The organism is Phenylobacterium sp. (genome assembly GCF_036495085.1).
GTDB lineage: Bacteria > Pseudomonadota > Alphaproteobacteria > Caulobacterales > Caulobacteraceae > Phenylobacterium.
In genome coordinates this window covers 1-2,992 of the sequence record NZ_DASXNL010000094.1, presented here as the reverse complement: position 1 = coordinate 2,992, position 2,992 = coordinate 1, and the positions used below count along the sequence as shown (strand labels likewise).

At 65.0% G+C, this 2,992-nt stretch carries 5 protein-coding genes and 1 tRNA gene; all 6 read right to left on the bottom strand.

Features of this window, described 5'->3' with window-relative positions:
• Window positions 1-195, bottom strand: a 195-nt coding sequence (locus VGI62_RS10920) for a hypothetical protein (RefSeq protein ID WP_331504513.1), incomplete at its 3' end; no start/stop codon positions are given.
• Window positions 196-449: 254 nt separating this feature from the next.
• Window positions 450-526: transfer RNA gene (locus VGI62_RS10915), tRNA-His, on the bottom strand.
• A 64-nt stretch (window positions 527-590) separates the two neighbouring features.
• On the bottom strand, window positions 591-1,430 hold the full coding sequence (locus tag VGI62_RS10910) for a LytTR family DNA-binding domain-containing protein (RefSeq protein ID WP_331504512.1): 840 nt from the start codon (window positions 1,428-1,430) through the stop codon (window positions 591-593).
• Window positions 1,431-1,568: 138 nt separating this feature from the next.
• On the bottom strand, window positions 1,569-2,285 hold the full coding sequence (locus VGI62_RS10905) for an energy transducer TonB (RefSeq protein ID WP_331504511.1): 717 nt from the start codon (window positions 2,283-2,285) through the stop codon (window positions 1,569-1,571).
• Window positions 2,286-2,294: 9 nt separating this feature from the next.
• Window positions 2,295-2,732 (bottom strand): biopolymer transporter ExbD, encoded by a 438-nt coding sequence (locus tag VGI62_RS10900; RefSeq protein ID WP_331504510.1) that lies wholly within the window; start codon window positions 2,730-2,732, stop codon window positions 2,295-2,297.
• Between the two features lie 5 nt (window positions 2,733-2,737).
• Window positions 2,738-2,992, bottom strand: a 255-nt coding sequence (locus tag VGI62_RS10895; RefSeq protein ID WP_331504509.1) for a MotA/TolQ/ExbB proton channel family protein, incomplete at its 5' end; no start/stop codon positions are given.

Sequence of the window (2,992 nt, the reverse complement as noted above, 5' to 3'; positions counted from 1 at the left end):
GACGTAGCCGGCGAAATCGTAGATCACCAGTTCGTTGCCCGCGACCAAGCCTTCGTCGCCGGAGAGGAAGCCGTTGTAACTGAAGTGGAAATTACTCCCCACCGGGGTGATGCTTTGCAACCCGGGGATGATTGATGCATGCGCCGCCGTGCCTAGGGCGAGATAGGCGACCGCTCCCAATAGTATTTTTTTCATTGCCGGTGATCCCATGAACATCCCCCGACCCGCTCAGTATACAGCTCTACGCAGCAAATGGTTCCGTGTTCGCCCTGCGGGAGAAAATTTCGCTACGCGCGTGTGGGGAATGAGCCACTCACCGCCCCCCGCGGGATCGATCGCCGGAACGCCCATCGAACACAAAGTGGCTCGCGACTGTCTGAATGTGTAACCCGCCCGCGACCGTCACGGGTTTGCGCGGCTAAAAGCCCAACGTCTCCAGCGCCCCGCGATGGTACCGCCTCCCCGGCTTGAACGGGGGACCTCTAGATCCACAATCTAGCGCTCTAACCAACTGAGCTAAGGCGGCGCATCGCGAGGGGCGGTTCTAGTCGCGCCACGCGTTGCGATCAAGTCGCCGGACGGACGCAGTTTCAATCCGCCAGCAGCGGGTGGCGATAGCGCCGGCTGCCTGCGAGTTCGCGGCCATCGCGCAGGCGCACGACGAAGTCGCCGGTCGGCTTGGATTCCACGGCCGCCACCGCCTCGCGCCGGACCAATCGCGAGCGATGAATGCGTACGAAGCCCGCCGATTGCAGCCGGCGCTGCATCGCGGAAAGCGATGCGCGATGCAGGAGACCAGACCCGCCGCGGTGCAGCTCTACGTAGTTGCCGGCCGCCTCCACCCAGACGACCTCGCTCAAGGGCACGAAGTGCCGTCGCGCGCCGTCTCGAACCTCCAGGACCTCGGCCTCGGGCCGGACGACCGTGCTCGGGCGCGCCCTGATCGTCCGCCAGGCGACATAGATGCCCACGATTGAAGCGTAGGCCAGCAGGTCCTTGCGCAACTCGTAGGGCCAGTCGCCCAGCGGCCAGAGCGGCGCGTAGTAGCCGCCAACGAGGCGATAGATTGCCCAGCGGGCCGCACCGATCACCAGGACATGGGCCAGCGACACAACCACCGCGGCGAGCGCATGGACCGCGACCTTCTGTAGCCAGGGCGGCCGGGCGGGCCAGAACCGCCGTGTCAGCGCCGCCACCAGCGGTGAGACTGCCAGGAAGTACGCGCCACTGGTCGCCTCCCAGACCAGCGGCTCCCAAAGCGCAATCGGATGGCCGCCGCGGGCGCGCTCGTCGACGACGTTCAGGGCGTTGAAATAAAGCAGGACCACGACAACCGCGGCGACCACGCCAGTGAACAGCAGGTCCTCGCGCGGGTTTGCGACGGTAGGATCTGCGCGCTGCGCGGGCCACGATTTGTCTGCCTGGCTCAATGCCGTTCCTTCGCAGGCGCCGGTTCGACGCCGCGCAGAATGGGGGGTCGTACGCCGACTGTGAAGGCGCCTTCCAGTCAAGAAAAAACCCCGGAGGCTTGCGCCGCCGGGGCTTGATCCTGGGCCGTTCGCGAGGGGTCAGCCTTTCGGCAGGACCCACCGGAGCGGGATGCGAACAGTGCCGCCATCGACGGGCGCGCCGTCTTTGGAAAGCGGCCGCATCTTGAACAGCTTGCTCGCCTTGAGCGTGGCGTCACCGAAGCCCGCTTCAGGCGGGTTTTCGGAAACGACCGAGCAGTTGTCGAGCGTGCCCCGCGCATTGACGGTGCAGCTGATCGTCGCCGTTCCTTCGATGCTCATCCGCTGGGCGCGTTCAGGGTAGTACCTGGCGAGCGCCTCGGCGTCGGGCTTACGCGACCAGTCCGGCTGCGTGATGACCGACTCGTGCACCGGTGTCGGCGGCGGCGGGGCCGGCGGCTTAGGCTCCTCGATGTGGTGCTCTACCGGCGGAACCGGGAGGGGCGGGATCGTCGGAACCTGCGGCGCCGCAACCGGCGGCCTGGGCTGCAGCTTTGGCGGCGGCGGCGGAGGCGTGTTCGGCGGCGGAGGCGGAGGCGGAGGGGGCGGAGGCGGCGGCACCGGCTTGATGAGCGCCACGTCCGTCACATCGTCGGAGTACTCCTTGAAGTTCGGCTCGAACTTGCTCTTCCAAAGGTAGAGAGCAAGCGCGGCGTGCACGATGACTGCGATGACGATCGCAATCCAGAACCCCTTTTGGCGCTTGGGCCGCGGATCGTCGAACGGGTTGTGGCTGCCGCTCAGGGGAGCGAGGCCACGCGATGATGTATCAGCCATGCGTCAGCCTCACTTGTTATTATCTTCGCCGACCAGGGCCACGCTGTAGAACTGGTTGTCCTGCAGCATGTTCATCACGCCCATGAAGTCGCCGTACATCACGTCCTTGTCGCCACGGATGAAGATCCGCTCGTGGGTCGGGTCACGCTTGGCGCCGACCTGTCTGCGAAGGTCATCGCCAAGCGAGGCGAGGTCCGTGGGAAAGTCCTGGATGAAGATCCGGCCGTTGGATTGGATCGAGATATAGACCGGCTTGGGTGGGTTGGTGCCTGGTTTGGCGACCGCGGGAGGAAGCGCCACCTTCACCGTGACGGCCGCCAGAGGCGCCGCCACCATGAAGATGATCAGCAGGACCAGCATGACGTCCACGAACGGCGTGACGTTGATGCTGCTGTTCGCTTCTTCCTCGTATTTGCCGCCGCCAGAGCCTGAAAGCTTGGCTCCCATCTGGCTTACGCTCCTTTGTCGAGCTGCCGGGAGATCGCGTTCATCAGTTCAGCCACAAAGCCTTCCGTACGCGCGCCGTAAGCGGAGATGCGCGTCTGGAAGTAGTTGTAGAAGATAACCGACGGAATGGCCGCGAACAGGCCAAGACCCGTGGCCAGAAGCGCTTCGGCGATGCCGGGCGCCACAACCGCGAGGTTGGTGGTGTTCGTGTTCGCGATCCCGATGAACGAGTCCATGATCCCGTAGACGGTGCCGAACAG